A 19,000-nucleotide genomic window follows, 5' to 3' on the forward strand; every position below is an offset into this window, starting at 1 on the left:
ACGGGCCCTTAACTTAATCGATATAAACAGCACGGCTATCCGGCAGGCGCAGTTGCGCATTGCACGGTAGCGGCTATCCAAAATAAAAATGGAGCTTTTTATGCCAAGTAAATTTTGTAAATCCAATACTTTTTTCGCCGCGCTGTTTCTTGCGTATTCTGGCGCTGCTATGAGTTCAGGTCACCCGATGGCTTTTCTTCATGCTGACGGGCATGCAGCGCAATCAATTACGCCGAAAATAATGAAAGTAGAACAGACTGAGCCTGTGGCAATTGATTTGCCGGACGAACTGAACAAGATCAGGGGTAGTCTGGAGATTGGCGAGTCTGTGAAGTACTACAGCTTTACGGCTATCCGAGGGCAAAAGGTGATGATTCGTGAGATTCGCTATAACGATCAGCAATCTCCGTGGAAAATCGAGTATAAGGTTGATCAGCATTGGACGATTGTGACACCCGGCAAGTCCGAAATCACAGATACGCTAATCCCCAATCAGCAGGTGAAGGTTAGAATCTCAAACGACCCTGGAAAACCAGTCCCACCCGGGACGCCTTATGGACTGCAAATCAGTTCGGCCCCTTATCTCGTCAATCACAGGGTTATCGGGGATGCTGATCGCTATGCCATTCACTTCCCTGTTTATAAATTCGTCAACACCTTCGAATGGTTTACCCACGTGCGTGACTCAACAGGCCACCCTCTAAAAGGAGTCACTATCGAGCTACGCATGGATATAGATGATAAATCCCCCTTTGGCGGCCAGGTTTACCGCAAAGACAGTAATCACGGTGGAGCCATGCTCACCAATATCACCCTACCCGCCTGCGTGGGTAGGTATACGACGACTCCATTCGTAGGCGTGTTCGACTTCAGGACCAAGTGGCAACTGACTTACAACACCGGCAATTGGTATATGAGTCCTGAAGGTCATGAGGAGGGAGGCGTTGGCAGACGATACGGTGATCGCGTGCCATTGGTACATATTTGCACCCAAAAAATAGTCGGGGAATACGTAGCTAAATTGACCATGCTAACGGAAAGCCATTCGTCAGCATGGTCTGCGCCTGTTTTATCAAAAACGAGAGAAATACCGTGCAAATTTTCCATTCATTCCGTCAATTGTACGATCGACGAAACTGATCAACGCCCGGGTATACTGGACAGCGTGTGATTTAAATTCAGAATGCTCATTTGCCAGCTTGGAGAACAAGCTTATTTCATCCGAACTTAATTTACCCGATGGCGAACACGCTCTTAACTCACCTGCTTCACCCACTGAAAAACGTACATCCTTCGGATCTAATCCTGCCGCAACCAACTCTTTTTGCAAATCATCAGCAATCGAGTCCATGTCTCGGGCCAGTGCGCTGGCATAACTCTTCATCTTATGTATTTTCTCATACTCATAACTTTTCCAGCTCGACGTGTTGGAGATAGTTGTACCACCACTTGCACCCTTGGTAACCACTTGCCTTAATTCAAACTCATGATAAACCGCCCCTTCCGGAGTTCCCGGTTCGCTCATCACTCGCAGGCAGTCCTCCTCGATACCCTTATCAAGAACAACGCCTTCTTTTTTCGCTTTGTGGTAGGCGGCTTCCACCGCCTGTTTATAAGTATGATTGGGGTTGATATTTATACACAACGTCACGGTTATTCCTCATTATCAGCGATTCCAATCGGCTTAACGGCAGTCTTCAAAAAACGCTGACCTGACAATGAGGAAGGGAGTTTCTGCATTTCGTGTATGAAAAGACTTACTCCATGGCCGGTGGGAGCGGATTTATCCGCGAACACTGTATTTCAAATGATGAATTTATGCCGATTTCAGCGGCCTCTTCGCGAATGAATTCGCTCCCACAATTGGACATCACCCGCACTCGATGACAGAAATGTAACCGACAAGCGCCGACCACTTGGTTAGACTTCAAGCCCCGCTGCACCAGACGGCCTGCGCCATGCATATTCTCCTCATCGAAGACGACACAAAGACCGGCGAGTACCTTAAGAAGGGCCTTGGCGAGTCCGGCTATAAAGTCGATTGGGCTCAGCATGGGGCCGATGGCCTGCATCTGGCCCTGGAGAACCGCTATGACCTGATCGTGCTGGATGTGATGCTGCCCGGCATAGACGGCTGGCAGATCATCGAAGTGCTGCGGGCCAAACAGGACGTACCGGTGTTGTTCCTGACCGCACGGGACCAGTTGCAGGACCGCATCCGTGGCCTTGAACTGGGCGCCGATGATTATCTGGTCAAGCCATTTTCCTTTACCGAACTGCTGCTGCGCATCCGCACCATCCTGCGCCGTGGCGTGGTGCGCGAGGCTGATCATTTTCATCTGGCCGATCTGGAGTTGGATCTGTTGCGCCGACGGGTCACCCGCCAGCAGCAGGTCATCGTCCTGACCAACAAAGAATTTGCGCTGTTGCATCTGTTGCTGCGTCGCGAAGGCGACGTGCTGTCACGGGCGCAGATCGCTTCGGAAGTCTGGGACATGAATTTCGACAGCGACACCAATGTCGTCGACGTGGCGATCAAGCGCCTGCGCAGTAAGGTCGACCTGCCCTACCCGGTCAAACTCATCCATACCGTGCGCGGCATCGGCTACGTCTGCGAGGTGCGGCCATGCGAGCCCGACCGCCCAGCCTGACCCTGCGCTCGACCCTGGCCTTTGCCCTGGTGGCTATGATCAGTGTCGGCAGCGCTGGCATGTTCCTCTACGAAACCACCAAGGCCACGGTGTTCGAACGCTCCGACGGTGGCGTACTGGCGCGTCTGGATCATTTTCGCAAGCTGCTGCGCTATGACCTGACCCTCGATCAGTTGATGGCCAGCCCGCAGTTGTTCGAAAACATGCTCAATAACGAGGACGATATTTTCATCCTCGGCGAGCCGGGCAAGGTGCCGGTGATTCAGGTCAATCCGCTGCAAGCCCGATTGCCGAGTCTGGAAACCGTCAAACAGGATCAACCGCTGCATATTTCCGATCTGCGCAGCGGCGCCAGCCCCCAGGGTATTCCTCTGCGGGCAGCGTCGGTGCAGGTACTGGCCAATGGCATTGAGCTGCATCTGCAGGCCGCCCATGTCCTGACCAGGGAAATGGCCATGCTCGCGACCTTTCGCCAGCGCATCTATGCCGCCATGGTCATGGCTTTTTTGATCACTGCGCTGCTCGGTTATGTCCTGCTGCGCCGGGGCCTGCGACCGTTGCGCGACATGGCCGCCCATGCTGCCGTCATCACCCCGGCACGCCTGCACAATCGTCTGGACTACCACGACACCCCCGTCGAGCTGCACCAATTGGGCGAGGCCTTCAATGCCATGCTCGATCGCCTGCACGATGGCTATCAGCGCCTGACCCAGTTTTCCGCCGACCTGGCCCATGAAATTCGCACCCCGCTGGGTTCGTTGATGGGCCATTGCCAAGTCGCGTTGCGCCAGCCACGCAGCGCCGACGAATACCAGGCATTGTTGGCCTCCAATCTGGAAGAACTGGAGCGGATATCGCGGTTGGTGGAAAGCATCCTGTTCCTGGCCCGGGCCGATGAAGCGCAATCAGTACTGGAACGCCAGCCCCTGCAACTGCATGACGAGCTGCAACGGGTGGCCGGGTATTTCGAGGGACTGGCTGAAGAGCGCCAGCTGATTCTGCATACCCAGGGCGACGGTAGCGTGGAGGCAGACCCGATCCTGCTGCGCCGGGCATTAAGCAATCTGGTAGCCAATGCCATCCGCTATGCCGACCCGGACAGCACCATTACCCTGCGGGTCGAACAGCGCGACGGTCATTGCCTGATCGAGGTCGACAATCAGGGACCGGTGCTGACCGAGGCGGCCCTGGGCAAACTGTTCGACCGCTTCTACCGGGGTGACGCCTCGCGCAACCAGAGCTCCGACTCCAATGGCCTCGGGCTGGCCATTGTCGCCGCCATCATGCATTTGCACGGTGGTCGGGTCAGCGTGGCGCAGTCGACCTATGGCCGGATCTGCTTCACGCTGGCTTTTGCGACAACGCACTGATCAGTAGTGAAAGCGCTTGATGGCTTCCGGCAGGCTGAAAGATACCGGCTCAGGTTGCTCGCTCAATCGCGCGACAATGAACAACTTGTTGACGTCGTAGACCATGTGTTCAAGGAAGCAATTGACCATGCGATAGCGCTCGATGGTGAACCACTGATTCATGATCCGCATCTTTTCCTCCATATCGCCGTCGTCGCCTTCTGCCCCGCTGCCGGGACCATAGACGTTATGACTTTCGAAGAGCAGATAGCCACCGGGCTTCAGGCATAACGCGATTTTCCTGATGTAGTTTTCAAACCCCATATTCAGGTTGCCATCGATCGTATGGTGGTTGGAAAACGACAGCACTACATCGAACTTCTGCTGCGGCTGGTATTGGGTGAAGTCACCCTCAACAATCCGCACATTAGTGCGCTTCAAATACTTGGCCGTATCCACGGCAATCTTGTTGAGATACGGATTGAGCTCAACACCCAGCACCGACTTGGCCCGACGCGCGCAGTAGGCTGCAACGAATCCACAGTTACTGCCGATATCGAGCACTTCGGCATTGTCCAGCAGGCTGTCGACGTCATATTGGCGAAAGCGGAAACCTGTTGGCTTGGCCCCCGTGATGCCGATCTCCTCAAGCCCCTGGTAGTAGTAACCCTGGGTGTACTGCTTGCCCTTGGGCCAGTTTTTCTTTTGTTCATTCAAGTGCCGTCGCAGGCGCCGGTGAATGAAGAAATGGCCCCTGGCCAATCCCCTCCAGAAATCGAAGAACGACATCTTTACGCCATAGGAAATCGCCATACATGCTCTCTTGGTCTGGATTCCGGGAGTGTCAATAACCCTGCGACACCCCCGCTTTTTATCCTTTCCTAGCTAAAGTCGTGCCGCCTCAGGACTTCTTGTCGTGGTTGATCGTCAGCGTATAGAACGTCGCCGCCCCGCCTTCGGTGGCATATCCGGTGTTGTCCTGGGTATACACCCCGGCCTTGAAGTACAGCTGCTTGCTGCCCCAGGACGGATCGAGAGCGGCACTCCAGTAGAAGTTGGCGGCGTTGATGCTCAGATTGCCATTGGCCGTGAGGTGGATGGTGTAGGTGAAACGCTGATTGAGCTTCACACCGGTAGCGATCTCGATCACCAGCGGCTCGGAAGTCGGCGTCGGGCGAAACTTGGCGACGATGTTGCCGGTCGCGGTCTTCTCCTTGTACTGATACTCCAGCTTCACCAGCGGCTCAGTGCTCTGATAGCAATGGATCTGGCCGATGACGATCTTGCCGGTGGACGGCACCTGGCTGACCATCAGCGCCGCCCGCAGAAAGTTGTCAGCCTGGGAAAACAGCCAGTTGTGCACGCTGCCATCGGCATTGGTCTCGCGCAGCTCGGTGCGCGGGTAAATGGCGTTGTCAGTCTTGCTGCCGGTGACCGGAGCCCAGAAGAACAACGTGTCGCCTGAGCGGAAATAACCATCCTGGTAACCCTGGACCAGACGCGGGGTGGCAATGGTCAGGGCGGGTGTGCCGACGGGGACTGAGAGATTCCAGGTGGCGAGATCGATCATGACAGTAGCTCGTTGGTGCGCTTTGCACACCGGTTCAAGGTTTCGGACCGGTGCCTGCGACACCGGATTTGTGACCTCACGGCTATCGGCTGAATCGTTTAGTTTTTAAACAGGGTGCTCGCCAACAAACTGGCGAAAAGGCCGCTGGAGTGGGGCTGTGCCACTATTTTGAGATCGTGCTTGGACGCGGAGCAAAAAGCGGCGTTTCAACGCAGGCATTGAAAGTCGTGGCGGGGGACTACAGAAGGGGCGTCAGTTTTTTGATTCAGGCGTGACGGATTTAGCGAAAAATAGTTCCTGAAAAACCTCATTTACCGACAAGCGGTAATGCCTGACACTAGCTCCGGTGCACCTGTGGGAGCGAATTTATTCGCGAATACTTTCAGGCGACACATATCTTTTGATATTCGGCCCTCTTCGCGGATGAATCCGCTCCCACAAAATCGCAGTGGCGAAGCGAGTGTCACATCAGCGCTGATATCGCCGCACCACACTGGTATTACCCAGCACATGCCCCTTGATCCGCGTGCGCAATTCGCTGGCAGTCAGCCCCGCTTCCAGGGCATCGGGCGCCAGGTCCAGGGCATAGAGCTGAATCACATAATGATGCGGGCTATCGCCTATCGGCGGACATGGGCCCAGATAAGTCGTCACGCCGCGGGTGTTCTTGCCGCCGACACCGGGCAGCTTGCCCTCGCCGCCGACATTCTCGGCCAGCTTGCCGAGATCGGCCGGCAAACCGTAATGCACCCAGTGATCGACACCCAACCCTTTCTGACCGTCAGGATCCTGCAGGATCAGGGCAAAACTTTGGGTCCCGGCCGGGACCTGGCCCCAATGCAGCGCCGGGGAGACATTGTCACCGCCGCAATCACCGACGTTACTGGCGTTCTGGCGACTGAAAAAAGCGCCATCCCCCGCCCCCGGGGTCTGCACATTAAAAGGTTCGCCAGCCTCGGCCATGCCCGTCAGGCCCAATAGCAGAGCGCCGGTCGCCCAGCAGCTGCGGCGCAGATATCGCGATAAACCGTGCATACACATCCCTCGTCAGATCAGCCCGTCAGGATAGGCCATCCCGGTTAACAATGAGTTAACGCTGCCGCTCGGCATTTTTCATTTGACGGCAGACATTTGTTACGAGATATTTAGTTAGCTTCCTAATAATGTTGCAGCTAGCAATATGAAGCCTAACTATTCACTTCGCGCCAAATGGTCCAGCCATGCAACTCGATCTCCTGCAAATGAACGTCACCGGCGGCATGGTCGCAGCGTCTCGCCAATGGCGACGCATCTGCCAGACCACGCTGGGTTCTTCCGGCGTGTCCGAAGCCTGCGCAGCACCGCTGTTGATGATCATGCGCCTGGGTGATGGCGTGCGTCAGGTCACCGTGGCCCACGCCTGCGGGATGGAAAGCCCGTCTCTGGTGCGCCTGCTGGACCAACTGTGCAAGGCCGATATCGTCCTGCGCAGCGAAGACCCCACCGACCGTCGCGCCAAGTGCCTGAGCCTCACCGCCAGTGGTCGCACCATAGGCCTGAAGATCGAGAACGAGCTGATCCGCCTGCGCCGCGACGTGCTGCAAAACGTCGCCCCGGCCGACCTGGACGCAGCACTGCGGGTGTTCAAGGCCTTCGCCGATGCCACCAATCCGGACAACCCGGAGGCCCAGTGAAAGGCTTTTTCGATGGCGTGCCACCGGCGCGGGACTGGTTCTACGGCGTGCGCACCTTTGCGGCGTCCATGCTGGCGCTGTATATCGCCCTGATCATGGAAATGCCCCGTCCTTACTGGGCCATGGCCACGGTCTATATCGTCTCAAGTCCTTTTGTCGGCCCCACCAGTTCCAAAGCACTGTACCGCGCACTGGGCACGCTCGCCGGGGCGGCGGCGTCGGTCTTCATCGTACCGATGTTCGTGCAGACCCCACTATTACTGGCGATCGTCATCGCTTTATGGACCGGCACCCTGCTGTTTCTGTCCCTGCACCTGCGCACGGCCAACAGCTATGCGTTGATGCTGGCCGGCTACACCATGCCGCTGATTTCCCTGCCGGTGGTGGATAACCCCCTGGCAGTGTTCGATATCGCCGTAGCCCGTACCGAAGAGATTTTCCTCGGTATCGTCTGCGCCGCCGTGGTCGGCAGCATGTTCTGGCCGCGGCGTCTGGCTCCAGTACTGCGTGACGCTACGGCTAAGTGGTTCAGCGACGCCTCGGCCTATAGCGACCGCTTCCTCGGCCGTGATGTCCAGGCCGACGCCATCGCGTCGCTGCGCACCGCCATGGTCACCACCTTCAACGGTCTGGAAATCATGATCGGCCAGTTACCCCATGAAGGCGCACGGGCCCAGACCGTACGCAATGCCAAGGAACTGCGCGGACGGATGATCCACCTGCTGCCGGTGATGGACGCCCTCGACGACGCCCTGTGGGCACTGGAACGGCGCACTCCGGAACAACTGGCCAACCTCGCACCGCTGCTGATCGAGGCCCGGGCCTGGCTGGAAAATACCGCCCAGGGCCCGCAGGATCAACAATGGCAGGCCCTGCACGCCGAGCTGGAACGCCTGCAACCCACCGCCACGCAACTGGACGACCGCCGCCAACTGGTGCTGTCCAACGCCCTCTATCGGCTGGGCGAGTGGATCGACCTGTGGCAGGACTGCCGCAGTCTGCAACTGGCCATCAATACCGACGACCAGTCGCCGTGGCGCGCAGTCTATCGGCACTGGCGCCTGGGGCGACTGACGCCGTTCCTCGACCGCGGCCTGATGCTCTATTCAGTCGCGACTTCGGTGCTGGCAATCATCGTCGCGTCGTTACTGTGGATACTGTTGGGCTGGCAGGACGGCGGTGCCGCCGTGGCCCTGGCCGCCGTGGCGTGCAGTTTCTTCGCCGCCATGGACGACCCGGCGCCGCAGATCTACCGGTTCTTCTTCTGGACCCTGCTCTCGGTGCTGTTCGCCAGCCTGTATCTGTTCGTGGTACTGCCCAACCTGCATGACTTCCCGATGCTGGTCCTGGCCTTCGCCGTGCCATTCATCTGCGTCGGCACCCTGACCGTACAACCGCGCTTTTACCTGGGCACCCTGCTGACCATCGTCAACACCTCGTCCTTTATCAGCATCCAGAGCGCCTACGACGCCGACTTCCTCAACTTTCTCAATTCCAACCTGGCCGGGCCGGCAGGTTTGCTGTTCGCCTTTATCTGGACCCTGGTAATGCGCCCGTTCGGCACGGAAATGGCCGCCCGGCGCCTGACCCGCTTCAGCTGGAAGGACATCGTCACCCTGACCGAACCCGCCACCCTCGCCGAACATCGGCGCATGGGCGTGAAAATGCTCGACCGGCTGATGCAGCACCTGCCCCGCCTGGCCGCCACCGCCCAGGACACCGGCATTGCCCTGCGCGAACTGCGCGTGGCGCTGAATCTGCTCGACCTGCTGGCCCACATTCCCCGGGTCCATGCGGCGCAACAACTATTACTGCGCCAGGTGGTGAATGAGGTCGGCAACTATTTCAAAGCCTGTCTCAAGGCCCGCGAACGCCTGGCCGCGCCCAAGGGTCTGCTGATGACCATGGACCGCGCCCGCCGCGCCCTGAACAGTCAGACCCTGGCCGACGACCCGTCACGCCTGCACCTGCTGCACGCCCTCAGCGGCCTGCGCCTGGCCCTGTTGCCGGGTGTGGAGATCGTCGACGTGGCCAGCGAGCCGGAAGAACAACCGCCCTATGGCATTGATGGAGCACCCATATGATCGGTGACCTGGATATCAGCGGGGTCTTCGTTCCGACCTTTCTGGCGCTGATGGGCATCGCCTACCTGCTGTTCGTGCCGCTGCACGCCCTGTTGCTGCGGGCCCATTTTTACCGCCTGGTCTGGCACCGGGCCTTGTTCAACGTCTGTCTCTACGCCCTGCTGCTCGGCGCTGTGGACACTCTCAGCCGATATCTGATGACATGAAAAAACCGCTGCTGACTTTGGGCCGTGTGGTCCTGACCCTGCTGATAGTGATCTTTGCCGCCATCGTCGTCTGGCGCATGGTGCTGTACTACATGTATGCGCCCTGGACCCGCGACGGACATATCCGCGCCGATATCATCCAGATCGCCCCGGACGTGTCCGGGCTGATCCAGAAAGTCGAGGTGACCGACAACCAGCCGGTACGCAAGGGCCAGGTGCTGTTCACCATCGATCAGGACCGCTTCCGCCTGGCCCTGCGCCAGGCCCAGGCCACCGTGGCCGAGCGCAAGGAAACCTGGGAACAGGCTCAGCGCGAGAGCAAGCGTAACCGTGGCCTGGGCAACCTGGTCGCTCGGGAGCAACTGGAAGAAAGCCAGTCCAAGGAAGCCCGCGCCCTGTCGGCGCTGAATGAATCCCAGGTGGCGGTGGATGCTGCGCAGTTGAACCTGGACCGCTCGGTGATCAAGAGCCCGGTAGACGGCTACCTCAACGACCGCGCACCTCGTGAACATGAATTCGTCAGCGCCGGCCGCCCGGTGCTGGCGATAGTGGACAGCAACTCGTTCCATATCGACGGCTACTTCGAGGAAACCAAGCTCGACGGCATTCATATCGGCCAGGGCGTGGATATCCGCGTGATCGGCGACAACGCCCGTCTGCGCGGCCATGTGGTGAGCATCGTCGCCGGTATCGAAGACCGTGACCGCACCAGCGGCAGCAACCTGCTGCCCAACGTTAACCCGGCTTTCAGTTGGGTACGCCTGGCCCAGCGCATTCCAGTGCGTATTGCCTTCGATGACGTGCCCAAGAACTTTCGCATGATCGCCGGACGTACCGCCACGGTGTCGATCATCGATGACAGCAAGGCACACAAAGACGGCGCTGCCGCCCCAGGAGCCGCGCAATGATACGCAGTGCACGCCTGACAGCTCTCGGTTTCAGCATGCTGCTGGCGGGCTGCCAGATGGTCGGCCCGGATTACCACCTGCCCAAGGACGCCGCCGTCAATCGCCCGGATTTGCAGGGCGAACTGGCTGGCACCTCGGTCAATGTCGTCTCTGCGCCGGTTCCCCAGGACTGGTGGCGCCTGTATCAGGACCCGCGCCTCGACGCTCTGGTACAGCAGGCACTGGCCTCCAATACCGACCTGCGCGTCGCCGCCGCCAACCTGCAGCGGGCCCGCTATCAGAATGCCGAGGCCGAGGCCGCCGGTGGCTGGAGCGGCAAGGCCAGCGCTGCGGCAGAACGCATTCAGGAGTCCGGGCAGGCCTTCCTGCTGACGGAGAAAGTCCCGGTGGCCAATATCGGCGACGTCGGCATCAGCACTTCGTACCAGTTCGATCTTTTCGGCACGCTGCAGCGCGGCATCGAGGCGAGCCAGGCCAATATCGATGCGAGCCAGGCCGCCGCCGACACAGCGCGGATCACCCTGGTTGCCGATGTGGTGCGGGCCTATACGCAGATCTGCGCGGCCAACGAAGAACATGAAATCGCCCTGCACTCGCTGGACCTGCAACAGCAGAGCGTGAACCTGACCCAGCGCCTGCGCGATGCCGGGCGCGGCGACGAGACCCAGGTCACCCGCTCCCAGACCCAATTCAAGTCCCTGCGCGCCGAACTGCCGCGCTACCAGGCCGCACGGCAGACCGGGCTGTATCGCCTGTCGATGCTGCTGGCCAAGCCCCTGGAGCAATTGCCCAAGGGCGTCGAAAGCTGCAACGAGCTGCCCCATATCGCCCAGGTCATGCCGGTGGGTGATGGCGCCTCGCTGCTGGCCCGCCGTCCGGATGTGCGCCAGGCCGAACGACGTCTGGCGATGTATACCGCTGGCATCGGCGTCGCTACCGGCGAGCTGTATCCGAGCGTCAGTATCGGCGCCACCGTGGCCACCGTGGGTATCCTCGATGATCTGGGCAAGCCTTCGACCAACCGCTGGGGCTTTGGCCCGCTGATCAGCTGGACGATCCCCAGCAATGGCTCCCGCGCACGGATTCATGAAGCCGAAGCCTCGACCCAGGCCGCCCTGGCGCATTTCGACGGTGTGGTGCTCAACGCCATCCGTGAAACCCAGACCGGCCTTGCCGAATACACCGCCCTGCTGGAACGCCGCGACGCCCTGGCCGATGCCGAGACCTCCGCGCAACAGGCCGCCGACCAGACTCACCGTTTCTATCAGGCCGGTCGCGCTTCCTTCCTCGCCGACTTGCAGGCGACCCGTACCTACACCGATGTACGCGCCCAACTCGCCGCCGCCAATACTCAAGTGGCCATGGGGCAGATCAACCTGTTCCTCGCATTGGGTGGGGGTTGGGAGGCAACGCCCGCCGCGCCGAAGAAATAGCCTTGCCGCACGCAGCGAGGACTGGTGGGAGCGGATTTATCCGCGAAGACCATGGTGAGAACGATACAAATGTGTCGATACTACCGGCCTCTTCGCGAATAAATTCGCTCCTACCCTGTCCTATGGGTCTTCACACCTTTTTTATAAAGACGGAGCCCCCCCATGCGCACTCTCGAACTGGCAGGCAAGAATGTACCGGTGATCGGCCAGGGCACCTGGCATATGGGTGAGAATCCGGCGCAAGGCTCGGCCGAGATTTCAGCGCTGTGCCAGGGCATCGAACTGGGCATGACGCTGATTGATACCGCCGAGATGTACGGCGAAGGCGGCGCCGAGGAAGTGGTCGGCAAGGCCATTGCCGGGCAGCGCGACAAAGTCTTCGTGGTCAGCAAGGTCTACCCGCACAATGCCAGCCGCCAGGGCGTCGCAGATGCCTGCGAGCGCAGCCTGCGGCGCATGAAGACCGACTACATCGATCTCTATCTGCTGCACTGGCCCGGCCAGCATCCCCTGGAAGAGACCGTCGAAGCCTTCGAACGCCTGCGCGCCAGCGGCAAGATCGGCCGCTGGGGCGTGTCCAATTTCGACGTCGCCGATATGTTCGAACTGGGCGATCCGGCTTGTGCAACCAATCAGGTGTTGTACAACCCCGAAGCCCGAGGTATCGAGTTCGACCTGTTGCCGTGGATGCAGACTCAGCACATGCCGCTGATGGCCTACTGCCCGATCGGCCAGGCGGGCAATCTGCTGCATCATCCCGAATTGCTCAAGGTCGCTGCCCGGCACAACGCCAGCGCCGCGCAGATCAGCCTCGCCTGGGTGCTGCGCAATCCAGGCGTCGTGGCGATTCCCAAAGCGGTGGATCCGCTGCATCTACGCCTCAATGCGGCAGCAGCCGATTTGCAACTGACGGACGAAGACCTGCGCGACCTCGATCGAGCCTGGCCAGCCCCCATCCGCAAGCAGCGCCTGTCTATGGTCTGAACGCAGCAGCGATGCAGTAACAACAAGCAACAAACTGACACAAAACTGAAATAACAGCTTGTCATGCTCCGGACACATTTCAGATTGCCAAGGATTGGCAGCCTCCCGTCCAGCGAGCAACCATGAACCAAAGCATCGTCCAGAATCAAAAGGATTCCGATCTCTTCGGCCTGCTTTACGGTTTTCGCTTTCGCCCCGGCGAAAGCGGTCGGGAAATCGGCTCGGCGACCGCCCTGGGTTGCCTGCGCGAACCGGAAGATCCAGAGGAGTTCATCTGGCTGCACCTTAACCTGGCCCATGCCGGTTGCGAACGCTGGATGAAGGCCAATCTGGATCTGCCCGAAGAGTTCTTCGAAGCGCTGCACGAAGGCTCGCGCTCGACCCGCATCGAACACGTCGACTCAGCCCTGCTGGCAGTGGTCAACGACGTGGTCTTCGACTTCAACATGGTGTCCACCGATATTTCGACGCTGTGGGTCTGCACACTCGGCCATCTGCTGATCACTGCGCGCCTGCAACCCTTGCGCTCGGTGGACAAACTGCGCTCGTCGGTCAAGCGTGGTGAACAGTTCCGCTCGCCCCTGGAGCTGCTCGTACACCTGTTGCGCGATCAGGGCGAAGTACTGACCCAGTTCCTGCGCAAGACCAGCATCAGCGTGGACAAGATCGAAGACCAGTTGCTGTCCCAGCGCCTGAGTGCCAATCGCTCGGAACTGGGCGCCATGCGTCGGGTGCTGGTACGCCTGCAACGCCTGCTGGCCCTGGAGCCCGGCTCACTGATGCGTCTGCTGCACAAGCCGCCGGTGTGGCTGCTTGAGGAAGACGTGCAGGAATTGCGTCAGTCCACCGAGGAATCCTCTCTGGTGATCAACGACCTTACGGCCCTGGGCGAACGGATCAAGCTGTTGCAGGAAGAAATCGCCGCCAACCTCAACGAGCAGAGCAGCCGCACCCTGTACACCCTGACCGTGGTCACGGTACTGGCCCTGCCGATCAATATCGTCGCCGGTTTCTTTGGCATGAACGTCGGCGGCGTACCACTGGCCACTGATCCGAACGGCTTCTGGGTGCTGGTGGCGGTGGTAGCCAGCTTCACCCTGATCACCGCGCGCTGGGCGTTTCGCAAGCGTTCGGATTGAATCGTGGTGTTGTTGGAGTGAGGCTTGCCCGCGAATGATTCGCTGCGATACATCTGATGGACCTGATTTGCCCATTTCGCGGGCAAGCCACGCTCCAACGGAATCTTATTTCCGACTGAGGGTTGATCCAGGTCGCACATCTGTAACATTTTGAAATGATCATGCTCAATACCCTTACAAAACAGGATTTGCATGATGGCGACCAACACAATGACGGCTGACGCGCTGGGAAAAAGCGCCGGGGCCAGTCACAAGTTCGGCGGCAAGCCGGGCGTCATGACCATGGTGATGTTCTTCGCCGTGCTCGCCCTGGGCCTGCTGTATACCGCTTTCAGTCTCAAGCAGGACATGGACGATCTGCACACGGTCGTCACCACCTGGACACCGTTCCTGCTGTTGGGCGTGGCGTTGCTGATCGCCCTGGGCTTCGAATTCGTCAACGGCTTCCATGACACCGCCAACGCCGTCGCCACAGTGATCTACACCCACTCCCTGCCGCCCAGCTTCGCGGTGGCCTGGTCGGGTCTGTTCAACTTCCTCGGTGTGTTGTTTTCCAGCGGTGCGGTGGCCTTCGGCATCATCGCCCTGCTGCCGGTCGAGCTGATTCTGCAAGTCGGCTCTTCTGCCGGTTTCGCCATGATCTTCGCCCTGCTGATCGCCGCCATCCTCTGGAACCTCGGCACCTGGTGGCTGGGCCTGCCTGCCTCGTCTTCCCATACCCTGATCGGTTCGATTATCGGTGTCGGCGTCGCCAACGCCCTGATGCACGGTCGTGACGGCACCAGCGGCGTGGACTGGACCCAGGCCAGCAAGATCGGCTACTCGCTGCTGGTTTCGCCGCTGGTCGGTTTCGGTGCTGCCGCGTTGTTGCTGCTGGCCATGCGCCTGTTCATCAAGAACCGCGCCCTGTACAAGGCACCTGAAGGCGACGCACCGCCGCCATGGTGGATTCGCGGCCTGCTGATCCTGACCTGCACCGGCGTGTCCTTCGCCCACGGTTCCAACGATGGTCAGAAAGGCATGGGCCTGATCATGCTGATTCTGGTCGGCACCCTGCCGATGGCTTACGCCCTGAACCGCACCATGCCCGCCGATGAGGCCCTGCGCTTCTCGGCCGTGGCCGAAGTGACCCAACAGGCACTGGTCAAGAGCGTGTCCCAGCCTGCTCCCGCCGATTCGCGCCAGGTGTTGTCGGCCTATCTGGTCAGCAAACAAGCCACTCCCGAGCTGACGCCAGCACTGGCAGTGATGGTCGGCAAGATCGGTAACGACGTGAAAGGCTACGGTTCTCTCGACAAAGTACCGGCCGAAGCGGTTTCCAACGTACGTAACGACATGTACCTGACGTCCGAAACCATCCGCCTGATGGACAAGAACAAGGCGGTCAGCTTCGACGCCGATACCCAGGGCAAGCTCAAGCTGTTCAAGGACCAGATCGATAACGCCACGCGCTTTATCCCGCTGTGGGTCAAGATCGCGGTGGCCATCGCCCTGGGTCTGGGCACCATGGTCGGCTGGAAGCGCATCGTGGTGACCGTCGGCGAGAAGATCGGCAAGACCCATATGACCTACGCCCAGGGTGCCTCGGCGGAAGTGGTGGCGATGGTCACCATCGGCGCTGCGGACATGTACGGCCTGCCGGTCTCCACCACCCATGTGCTGTCATCGGGTGTCGCCGGCTCCATGGTCGCCAACGGCTCCGGCCTGCAACTGCGGACCCTGCGCAATCTGGCGATGGCCTGGGTCCTGACCCTGCCAGCGGCGATCCTGCTGTCGGGTTCGTTGTACTGGGTGTTTACCAAGTTGTTCTAAGAACTCTGCCAGCTAAACAAAAAGCCCACGCCAATGCGTGGGCTTTTTGCTTTCTGAGAACCTTGGGCCTGCATAGGTCCCGTGGGACCGGCTTCAGCCGGGAAGGCGTGCTCATTGATTAAAGAAATGTAGCGGCTGTACCGGCCCTTTCCCGGCTAAAGCCGGTCCCACAGAGCAAGAGGCTATTGATCCAATGGATTCTGCGGCACCTCGCCGCCATCGGCACTGGTATCGATACTCACCACCACCGACATCCCCGGCCGCAGGCGGTCGGCCTGGGGCTGGTCGGCGTCGACGATGATGCGTACAGGGATGCGCTGGGCGATCTTGACGAAGTTGCCGGTGGCGTTGTCCGCCGGCAACAGGCTGAACTCGGAGCCGGCCGCCGGGGAAATGCGCTGCACACGACCGTGCATCTTCTGATGATTCAGCGCATCGACCGTGAAACTTACCGGCTGGCCGAGGCGCACGTTAGCCATCTGGGTTTCTTTCATGTTGGCAATCACCCACAGATACCTGGGCACCAGGGCCATGAGCTGCGCCCCGGAGTTGACGTAGGCCCCAAGGCGCACGCCGATCTGGCCGAGCTGGCCATCCCGGGGCGCGAGAATGCGCGTGTTGGTCAAATCGATGCGCGCCAGTTCGATGGCCGCCTCGGCATTGGCCACCGAGGCTTCCAGGGACCCACGGTTGACGATCACGGTCTGCAGGTCCTGGCGGGAGATTTCCAGGGTTGCCTTGGCCTCTGCCACAGCGGCAGTCGCCTGGGCATCGGCGGCACGGGCGACGTCCAGCTCGCTTTTCGACACCGAACCATCAGTAACCAGTGCCTGGCTGCGGCGCAGATCGGCGGCGGCCTTGCGGCTTTGCGCGATGCTGCTGTCCAGGGCCGCCTGGCGCTGGGCGATGGTCGCCTCGGCACTGCGGCGTTGCTGCAGGTTATTGGCCAGGGCGGCCTTTTGCACGCCCAGTTGGGCCAGGGACTGGTCCAGATGCTGGCGGTAGATGCGGTCATCCAGGCGCACCAGCAGGTCGCCGGTCTTGACGAACTGGAAGTCTTTGACCGGTACTTCATAGACATAGCCACTCAACTGCGGGCCGATGATGGTGGTCTGACCCCGGACCAGGGCGTTGTCCGTGGTTTCGATGGGGCTGCTGAACGGCGGCAACTGCCAGGCGTACAGCACAATCAGCACACCGGCCAGGGCGACGCTGGCGAAGATCATCGAGGAGATGACGCGGGTGCGCACTGACCGCGGCTCGCTGGTCGGCGCTGCCGTCACCGGCGGTGGCGGTACAGCGGGTGGCGGCGTGGGTACAGGTGCTGCTGGCGGAGTCGTTTCAGTCATGAAGAGTGGGCGCCGTCGGGTTGAACTGGGAGCGAACTTACCGGCACTGGTGGCGCCGGTTCTATGGGTTTTGTGCTCATTTTCAGCCAGAGCGCCCGTGCCGAGGTCCAGACCATGGTCAGCACGGCGATCAAGGCAATGAGCATGAACATATCGTTATAGGCCAGAACGTTGGCTTCGCGAGTCGCCAGAGCCGCAAGACTGCGCATGCCCTGGCTGGTACGCAGGGCCGGGTCGGCGAAAAAGCTCGCGTAGGCGCCCCCGGCACTCTGCAAACGAGCCACCACCTGGGGGTCAAGCAAGGTCACATGCTCGACCAGCAGGCTGGAATGAAATTTTTCCCGCACCACCTGAAAGGTGCCGAACGCCGCCGAACCGATCAGCCCGCCGACGCTCTGGGTAATCCCGAACAGCACGGAAAAGCTGATCAGGTTGCGCGAGTTGCTGATCACCCCGCTGATCCCGAGAACCATGGTCGGGCCAAGAAAGAAGGTGCCGCCAAAGGCCAGCAGGAACTGGCTGAAATACATGTTCGATTGCCGGGTCAGGCTGGTCGAGCCGCTGTCCATCCAGGAGCCTGTGGCGATCAGGGCCAGGCAGATGATCAGCGGCTTGAACAGGTGCTGGGGGTTGATCGTCAGGACGCTGGTGGCAAGCCCTGCGACACTGCCCAGCAGCATGACCAGATACAGGGTTCGCAATTGTTCGGCGCCCATGTTCAGTGTCTGCAAGAAACCGATGGCCCCGGTTGCCGGCTCCGACAGCACGACCCGGAACAGCGTCACCCCCAGGGCCAGGCGCAGGATTCGTCCACTGCCCAGCCAGCGCGTGATCAATAGAGGCCGGGCGCGGTTATGTTCGATGGCCAGGCCGCTGATGATCAGGACAATGGCGCACACCGACGTGATGCCGATCCACGGCGCTTCCAGCCACCAGACAATACGCCCCAGGGACAGCACCGCACAGAGCGCAGCAAAACCGCCGGCCAACAGGCCGAAGGTGAGGAAATCAAGTTTCTCGAAGGCCTTGAAACGGTCGCCCGGCGGCAACTTGAGCAGCAGCACGCAACCCAGGGCCAGCAGCGCCATGCCCAGTTCGAACAGGTACAGACCGCGCCATTCGGCGATTTCCAGCAGGTCCTCGGAGAACAGCCGGGCCAGGGGAATCGCCAGTTGCGAGGTGCCCAAGCCCAACACCAACGCCTTGATTCGCCACTTTTGCGGAAAGGCCTGGATCATGTAATACAGCCCCAGAGAGCTGAGCGCTGCGCCAACCATGCCATGGGCGGCCCGCACGGCGACGGCCGAGGCGATGTCATTGACGAACAAATGGGCCAGGGTCACCAGGGCATAGAGCACCAGAAACACTTCGGTAAAGGCACGCAGGCCGAACTGCTGGCGAAATTTCACCAACAGCAGGTTCATCGATACGTTGGTCATGACATAGGCAGCGGGCAGCCAGGCGATTTCCGCCGACGTCACCCCCAGCGGCCCCTGCAGGTAGGGCAGGTTAGCCACAACCAGAGCATTGCCCAGGCCCCCAGTCAGGGCCACGATCACACCCACGACGGCAAAAGCCAGGCGCTTGGCCGTGGGGTGCAACGGCGTGGACGGCGAACCCGGCAAGGTCGGTCGCTCATGGGGTGCCCAATTGTGCGGGGCGTACTTGTCAGTCATTGACCTGAGCCTGAAGGATGCGGTGCCGGGATATTCGTAGCAAATAGCATATAGCCATTTGAGACGACACGGACCGTTGGAGCGAGGCGTGATCAGATGGTTCGGTCAATGCAGGAGGCGCACGAAAATACAATTTTCTTGTAGGAACGGCTTTAGCCGCGAGAGC

The 19,000-nt window shown here is 60.0% G+C and carries 17 protein-coding genes; 11 read left to right on the forward strand and 6 right to left on the reverse strand.

Features of this window, described 5'->3' with window-relative positions:
- The first annotated feature begins 100 nt into the window (after positions 1-100).
- On the forward strand, positions 101-1,171 hold the full coding sequence (locus tag M2401_RS10100) for a hypothetical protein (RefSeq protein WP_259102268.1): 1,071 nt from the start codon (positions 101-103) through the stop codon (positions 1,169-1,171).
- Here M2401_RS10100 and M2401_RS10105 read toward each other — a convergent pair.
- Positions 1,073-1,651: a hypothetical protein gene (locus M2401_RS10105; RefSeq protein ID WP_259102269.1), complete on the reverse strand. Its 579-nt coding sequence runs from the start codon at positions 1,649-1,651 to the stop codon at positions 1,073-1,075. The two genes, M2401_RS10100 and M2401_RS10105, sit on opposite strands and share 99 nt — an antisense overlap.
- Before the next feature lie 307 nt (positions 1,652-1,958).
- Here M2401_RS10105 and M2401_RS10110 point away from each other — a divergent pair, with 307 nt between their 5' ends.
- Together M2401_RS10110 and M2401_RS10115 are read left to right on the forward strand one after the other, a co-directional pair.
- Complete coding sequence (locus M2401_RS10110) at positions 1,959-2,651, forward strand: heavy metal response regulator transcription factor (protein ID WP_259102271.1); 693 nt, start codon at positions 1,959-1,961, stop codon at positions 2,649-2,651.
- Complete coding sequence (locus M2401_RS10115; RefSeq protein WP_259102272.1) at positions 2,627-4,021, forward strand: heavy metal sensor histidine kinase; 1,395 nt, start codon at positions 2,627-2,629, stop codon at positions 4,019-4,021. Before M2401_RS10110 ends, M2401_RS10115 begins: the two co-directional genes overlap by 25 nt.
- On the opposite strand, the gene M2401_RS10120 is transcribed toward M2401_RS10115, so the two are convergent.
- From M2401_RS10120 to M2401_RS10130, 3 genes are all read right to left on the reverse strand, one after another.
- Positions 4,022-4,813 carry a bifunctional 2-polyprenyl-6-hydroxyphenol methylase/3-demethylubiquinol 3-O-methyltransferase UbiG gene (locus tag M2401_RS10120; protein WP_259102274.1) on the reverse strand — a complete coding sequence of 264 codons (792 nt, stop codon included), beginning with the start codon at positions 4,811-4,813 and terminating at the stop codon, positions 4,022-4,024.
- Between the two features lie 88 nt (positions 4,814-4,901).
- The gene (locus M2401_RS10125) at positions 4,902-5,570 is read right to left on the reverse strand and encodes a polysaccharide lyase family 7 protein (protein WP_259102275.1); all 669 of its coding nucleotides are present in this window, start codon (positions 5,568-5,570) and stop codon (positions 4,902-4,904) included.
- Positions 5,571-6,038: 468 nt separating this feature from the next.
- Positions 6,039-6,605 carry a YbhB/YbcL family Raf kinase inhibitor-like protein gene (locus M2401_RS10130; protein ID WP_259102277.1) on the reverse strand — a complete coding sequence of 189 codons (567 nt, stop codon included), beginning with the start codon at positions 6,603-6,605 and terminating at the stop codon, positions 6,039-6,041.
- 185 nt (positions 6,606-6,790) lie between these two features.
- Between M2401_RS10130 and M2401_RS10135 the strand changes: the two genes are divergently transcribed.
- The 8 genes from M2401_RS10135 (at position 6,791) to M2401_RS10170 (ending at position 15,809) form a co-directional block, all read left to right on the forward strand.
- Positions 6,791-7,243 carry a MarR family winged helix-turn-helix transcriptional regulator gene (locus M2401_RS10135; RefSeq protein WP_259102279.1) on the forward strand — a complete coding sequence of 151 codons (453 nt, stop codon included), beginning with the start codon at positions 6,791-6,793 and terminating at the stop codon, positions 7,241-7,243.
- Positions 7,240-9,327: an FUSC family protein gene (locus tag M2401_RS10140; RefSeq protein WP_259102280.1), complete on the forward strand. Its 2,088-nt coding sequence runs from the start codon at positions 7,240-7,242 to the stop codon at positions 9,325-9,327. Before M2401_RS10135 ends, M2401_RS10140 begins: the two co-directional genes overlap by 4 nt.
- A complete protein-coding gene (locus tag M2401_RS10145) occupies positions 9,324-9,533 on the forward strand; it encodes a DUF1656 domain-containing protein (RefSeq protein ID WP_259102282.1) in 210 nt (69 codons plus the stop codon). The genes M2401_RS10140 and M2401_RS10145 overlap by 4 nt, the downstream gene beginning before the upstream one ends.
- Entirely contained in the window at positions 9,530-10,441 is a 912-nt protein-coding gene (locus M2401_RS10150; protein WP_259102283.1) for an HlyD family secretion protein, read from the forward strand. The genes M2401_RS10145 and M2401_RS10150 overlap by 4 nt, the downstream gene beginning before the upstream one ends.
- Positions 10,438-11,874 (forward strand): efflux transporter outer membrane subunit, encoded by a 1,437-nt coding sequence (locus tag M2401_RS10155; protein ID WP_259102286.1) that lies wholly within the window; start codon positions 10,438-10,440, stop codon positions 11,872-11,874. Before M2401_RS10150 ends, M2401_RS10155 begins: the two co-directional genes overlap by 4 nt.
- A 162-nt stretch (positions 11,875-12,036) precedes the next feature.
- Positions 12,037-12,858, forward strand: a complete 822-nt coding sequence (locus M2401_RS10160; protein WP_259102288.1) for an aldo/keto reductase — start codon at positions 12,037-12,039, stop codon at positions 12,856-12,858.
- Between the two features lie 122 nt (positions 12,859-12,980).
- Entirely contained in the window at positions 12,981-13,997 is a 1,017-nt protein-coding gene (locus M2401_RS10165; protein ID WP_259102290.1) for a transporter, read from the forward strand.
- A gap of 195 nt (positions 13,998-14,192) precedes the next feature.
- A complete protein-coding gene (locus M2401_RS10170; RefSeq protein WP_259102293.1) occupies positions 14,193-15,809 on the forward strand; it encodes an inorganic phosphate transporter in 1,617 nt (538 codons plus the stop codon).
- 182 nt (positions 15,810-15,991) lie between these two features.
- Here M2401_RS10170 and M2401_RS10175 read toward each other — a convergent pair whose 3' ends face one another.
- On the reverse strand, positions 15,992-17,158 hold the full coding sequence (locus M2401_RS10175) for an HlyD family secretion protein (protein WP_259102295.1): 1,167 nt from the start codon (positions 17,156-17,158) through the stop codon (positions 15,992-15,994).
- Positions 17,155-18,834, reverse strand: coding sequence for an MFS transporter (locus tag M2401_RS10180; RefSeq protein WP_259102296.1), 1,680 nt, complete (start codon positions 18,832-18,834; stop codon positions 17,155-17,157). The genes M2401_RS10175 and M2401_RS10180 overlap by 4 nt, the downstream gene beginning before the upstream one ends.
- Between the last annotated feature and the right edge of the window lie 166 nt (positions 18,835-19,000).

The organism is Pseudomonas sp. JUb42 (assembly GCF_024807945.1).
Taxonomy (GTDB): Bacteria; Pseudomonadota; Gammaproteobacteria; order Pseudomonadales; family Pseudomonadaceae; genus Aquipseudomonas.

Bases quoted from the DNA above. Each gene is read 5' to 3' on its own strand.
- M2401_RS10115 (WP_259102272.1), top strand. From the start codon at position 2,627: ATGCGAGCCCGACCGCCCAGCCTGACCCTGCGCTCGACCCTGGCCTTT.
- M2401_RS10125 (WP_259102275.1), bottom strand. From the start codon at position 5,570: ATGATCGATCTCGCCACCTGGAATCTCTCAGTCCCCGTCGGCACACCC.
- M2401_RS10170 (WP_259102293.1), top strand. From the start codon at position 14,193: ATGGCGACCAACACAATGACGGCTGACGCGCTGGGAAAAAGCGCCGGG.
- M2401_RS10110 (WP_259102271.1), top strand. From the start codon at position 1,959: ATGCATATTCTCCTCATCGAAGACGACACAAAGACCGGCGAGTACCTT.
- M2401_RS10150 (WP_259102283.1), top strand. From the start codon at position 9,530: ATGAAAAAACCGCTGCTGACTTTGGGCCGTGTGGTCCTGACCCTGCTG.
- M2401_RS10165 (WP_259102290.1), top strand. From the start codon at position 12,981: ATGAACCAAAGCATCGTCCAGAATCAAAAGGATTCCGATCTCTTCGGC.
- M2401_RS10120 (WP_259102274.1), bottom strand. From the start codon at position 4,813: ATGGCGATTTCCTATGGCGTAAAGATGTCGTTCTTCGATTTCTGGAGG.
- M2401_RS10100 (WP_259102268.1), top strand. From the start codon at position 101: ATGCCAAGTAAATTTTGTAAATCCAATACTTTTTTCGCCGCGCTGTTT.
- M2401_RS10175 (WP_259102295.1), bottom strand. From the start codon at position 17,158: ATGACTGAAACGACTCCGCCAGCAGCACCTGTACCCACGCCGCCACCC.
- M2401_RS10130 (WP_259102277.1), bottom strand. From the start codon at position 6,605: ATGCACGGTTTATCGCGATATCTGCGCCGCAGCTGCTGGGCGACCGGC.
- M2401_RS10160 (WP_259102288.1), top strand. From the start codon at position 12,037: ATGCGCACTCTCGAACTGGCAGGCAAGAATGTACCGGTGATCGGCCAG.
- M2401_RS10155 (WP_259102286.1), top strand. From the start codon at position 10,438: ATGATACGCAGTGCACGCCTGACAGCTCTCGGTTTCAGCATGCTGCTG.
- M2401_RS10145 (WP_259102282.1), top strand. From the start codon at position 9,324: ATGATCGGTGACCTGGATATCAGCGGGGTCTTCGTTCCGACCTTTCTG.
- M2401_RS10180 (WP_259102296.1), bottom strand. From the start codon at position 18,834: ATGACTGACAAGTACGCCCCGCACAATTGGGCACCCCATGAGCGACCG.
- M2401_RS10135 (WP_259102279.1), top strand. From the start codon at position 6,791: ATGCAACTCGATCTCCTGCAAATGAACGTCACCGGCGGCATGGTCGCA.